The sequence below is a fragment of the Marseilla massiliensis genome, from assembly GCF_016899955.1.
GTDB lineage: Bacteria > Bacteroidota > Bacteroidia > Bacteroidales > Bacteroidaceae > Prevotella > Prevotella intestinigallinarum.
Map to the genome: position 1 here is coordinate 1 of NZ_JACJJL010000063.1, position 2,821 is coordinate 2,821.

The following is a 2,821-nucleotide window of genomic DNA, read 5'->3' on the forward strand; positions in this document are numbered from 1 at the left end:
GCTTCGTGGGAGAGCTGATTTTCCAGATGTCCTACTACGGCATTCTCGTGGCGCAGCGCATCTTCATGGCCATCATGGTGATATTCTGCCCCATTATGTTCGCCCTCTCACTCGCCCCGCCATGGAACTCGGCGTGGAGCCAGTGGATGTCCAAGTTCCTTTCCCTCTCGCTGTGGGGGTTCGTGACCTACATGTGCCTGTACTATGTTGACTTCATCCTTTTGTATAATCTGCAGCAAGACCTCGTGGCCTACGACCACCTGCTTCACGGCTCGGTCAACTCGTGGTCGCAGATAGGCGCGTTGGGGCTGCAGGGCATCGGCTCCAACTGCATGTACGCCATGGGCATGCTGGTCGGCGCGTACATCATACGTTTCGTCCCGGAAGTGGCCTCGTGGCTCATCCCCGGAGGCGTAAGTTCGGGCGCGGCAACGGCGGCAGGCTCCACGGCTACGGGCATTGCTTCCATGGCCGGAGGTGCGGCCGGCTCGGTGGCCGGTGGAGCGGTTTCCATGGTAAAACCAAAATCAGGAAGATAAAACTAAAACTTCAAGAATATGCTCATAGAATCACTGGCACAGAAAACAAGGCTCGCCATGGTGACAGTACTGGCCACCATAGGAGGTTGCATCGTCATCTGCGGCTTCACCGTATGGTGCTGCATTTCCTTGGTGAACAAGGAAAGGGACCAGATATACATATTGGACGGCGACATCCCGTTCCTCGCCCAACGGGCGCAGCTGGAGGCCAACTTCACGATGGAGGCTAAGGCGCACATTCAGCTCTTTCATCAGTATTTCTTCAACCTGCCGCCCGACAACGACTACATCAAGTGGACGCTCGGCAAGGCGATGTACATGGCGGACGGCACGGCCCTGAAGCAGAAGCAGGCGATGGACGAGAACGGCTTCTACTCCGACATCATCTCCTCGTCGGCGGTCTGTACCGTCATGTGTGACTCCATCAGCTTCGACGAACAGGAACGGAAGTTCACCTACTACGGCACGCAGCTCATCAAGCGGCGCACCCGTGACCTGAAACGCTCCTTGGTAACGACCGGCTATGTCGAGTCCGTGCCGAGGACGCGGAACAATCCACACGGGCTGCTGATTACCAACTGGAGGACGCTTGAAAACAAGGATTTGGATTATTAAAAAACAATATCGATATGAGAATCAGAAAGAAACTTCGGGAAAGTCGCCTGAGGACGCATCTACAGATCCGCGCATGGCTGCAGCCCAAATTGGGAAAGGCCGGGGAAAGGCTCCGCTTGGTCGGTCGCATCCGTCTGGCGAACATCTGGGCCCGGAAGCATCCGAAAAGGACTTTTGCCTGTGTTACGGGAACATTGTCGCTCTTGCTGGTATGCTCCCTTATCATGAACAATAGCAAGCCGGACGGGACGGACAACGCACACGGCATCGGCGTCATTGCCAATATGGAACCCTTGTTCCAAGGCTTCCGCACCATACAGTCGAACAAAGGCCTGCACCGTGCCACGATACAGGAGCTGGCGGACAGCGGACGGGCCATCCGACGGGAACTTGACTCCCTGATAGCCATGCCTCGGAAAACGCACGGTGACTCCCTGCGGATTGTCAGGCAGTACAGGCGGCTGGAGAACATTGTAAAATTCATCAATAACGGAGAACATGATTAAAGTCAATTTCAAACAACCCAAGTACATCTTCCCGGCCGTCATCTTCATACCGCTGTGCGCCCTGGTGTATTTCGTGATGCAGACCTTCGGGGGAGGCGGAGAGCCGGAACAGGCCGTGGCCACTGACCGCATCAACACGGAACTGCCCGAAGCACACGCAGAGGAAGCAGGGGACAAGATGTACGAGATGTCGCGCCGCTTCGGCGACGAGGACGCCTTTACCGCCGTGGGCGGAATCGGCGAGGAAAAGGAGGAGAAAGAGGAGCCGGGACACGGCTACAGCGAGGAGGAACTGGACGGACTGGACGCAGCGGAAGCAGAGCGCATCCGGCAGCAGCAGGAAATGGAGGAACTGGAACGCTCGCTGGCGGAGTCCAGGCGGCACATCAATTCATACGCCTATGGCAACAATGCACCTTCAGACCGTATGTCTGATGGAAGCAGTGGCATGGGCTACACTTCGCAGGACGACTTCGCCCGTGACCTGGAGGAAATCCAACGCCGCAGCTACGAGAGGCAGAAGGCCATCGGGCGCGGCCTTGGGTTCGGCGACCCGGAAGCGGAAGAGGCGGCCAAAAGGCAGCGTGCCGACTCGCTGGCGAGAATCCGCAAGGAAGAGGCGGAACGAAACCGCCCGAACCTTGTCATCAAGTCTGCCGACACCAATGCGGACAAGTTCCATACGGTGGCCGCTCCCGACGGTACGGCGGAAGCCAGGCTGATACGCGCCATGATAGACCAGACCACCAAGGCCAAGGAAGGCACGCGCCTGCGCTTCAAGCTGCTTGACGACGTGACGGTGAGCGGCACCAAGTTGAGGAAAGGCACTTACCTCTACGGCACGGTGACGGGATTCTCCAGCCAGCGAGTGAAGGCTACCATCACCAGCATACTTGCCGGGGACAAATTCATCAAGGTCAAGCTGTCCGTATTCGACAACGACGGCATGGAAGGTTTCTACGTGCCCGAATCCTCGTTCCGGGACTTCGTGAAGGACGCCGGTTCCAACGTGGTGCAGCAGGACATCAACATCGAGTCGGACGGCGGCTACGGCTCCGGCATATCCGGCGAGGCCATCGCATTGCAGGCCCTGCAGAACATGTACAACTCCGCCACGTCCGCCCTGTCGTCCAACATCCGGAAGAACAAGGCGAAAATCAA

General features: G+C 57.6%; 3 protein-coding genes and 1 pseudogene. All 4 read left to right on the forward strand.

Annotation, left to right across the window (positions count from 1 at the left end):
- Positions 1–539: pseudogene (locus H6B30_RS15715) on the forward strand (hypothetical protein); the annotation flags it as partial.
- Between the two features lie 18 nt (positions 540–557).
- Positions 558–1,154: a conjugative transposon protein TraK gene (gene traK / locus H6B30_RS15720; RefSeq protein ID WP_205112206.1), complete on the forward strand. Its 597-nt coding sequence runs from the start codon at positions 558–560 to the stop codon at positions 1,152–1,154.
- A gap of 224 nt (positions 1,155–1,378) precedes the next feature.
- Positions 1,379–1,660, forward strand: a complete 282-nt coding sequence (locus tag H6B30_RS16835; protein ID WP_439116975.1) for a hypothetical protein — start codon at positions 1,379–1,381, stop codon at positions 1,658–1,660.
- Positions 1,653–2,821, forward strand: a 1,169-nt coding sequence (locus tag H6B30_RS15730) for a conjugative transposon protein TraM (protein ID WP_205112208.1), incomplete at its 3' end; no start/stop codon positions are given. The genes H6B30_RS16835 and H6B30_RS15730, both read left to right, overlap by 8 nt.